Here is an 849-nt window from a genome sequence, read left to right as displayed (position 1 = left end):
TGAGACTTACCGTTACCGCGACCGATAGCCCACGCGGCTAATCTGGGAGCAGGTTCGGCATCCCACACAGAGGCAACTAGATCCTTCTGCCACTGCCTCAAGATGAACGGCTTGCCGTCTGACAAGCGGAGAAACTTCCTGCAGAACTGGGCGAACCGATCCGATTCCGACCCACGCGGACGCCACGGCAACGGCGAATCGTCAACGTCGCGTTTTGGTCCGGCTCGCATGGCAAACTCCGAAGTATGAGCGTCTGGGGGATCATCACGACGGTCTTGGGGATCGCCGGAGGACTGGTGGTATTAATTACATTTGCCGCTAGTCTCTGGACTGCCAGAGGGAGCAATCAGCGCCAACTTCGCCAACGTCTCCGTGACCAACTGCGCGACATGAAGAGCGCCTGCGACTGTTACTTCCAGCGAGGCGGTTGGGAAGAGGTCGGACGTATGCCACAGTTCAGCATCCGCGCACTCAGCGACATACGCGACGACGGTTTGATTTCGCCCAATCGAGCGCATATCGCCGGACTCAAAGCCGTCCTGCACGAGATCAGGGGGCGGTCCGATTTCTCGATCCCACTAGAAGCTGTCGGAAGAGAAGAACACGACCGCTTGAAGGAGACGAACAACCGTCGCCTCCGGATCGCATTCGAGACACTTGATAACGCAACATCGCAATACCAGCGGGCGCTAGGGAAAATGGACAACGCAGGTCTAGGCGGGTACTGGACCTACACGGTCTATCGGTTTGTCCCTCCACACCGTGGAATGCTCGCCCGCCTCCTACGCGCCTAACCAGCCATCGAAAAAAGTAATCGTCTCTGCGCTGTCGCAAGGGTTGTCCGCTGCG

At 58.2% G+C, this 849-nt stretch carries 1 protein-coding gene; it reads left to right on the top strand.

The annotated features are described in order from the left end of the window. The first annotated feature begins 245 nt into the window (after positions 1–245). Complete coding sequence (locus tag P9A17_RS33195; RefSeq protein WP_278043062.1) at positions 246–794, top strand: hypothetical protein; 549 nt, start codon at positions 246–248, stop codon at positions 792–794. Positions 795–849: the final 55 nt, after the last annotated feature.

It is taken from the genome of Mycobacterium sp. 236(2023), assembly GCF_029623955.1.
Lineage (GTDB): Bacteria > Actinomycetota > Actinomycetes > Mycobacteriales > Mycobacteriaceae > Mycobacterium.
This window is presented reverse-complemented; position numbering and strand designations above follow the sequence as displayed.

Excerpts from the sequence above, each read along its gene's own strand:
- P9A17_RS33195 (WP_278043062.1), top strand. The coding sequence starts at position 246 with ATGAGCGTCTGGGGGATCATCACGACGGTCTTGGGGATCGCCGGAGGA.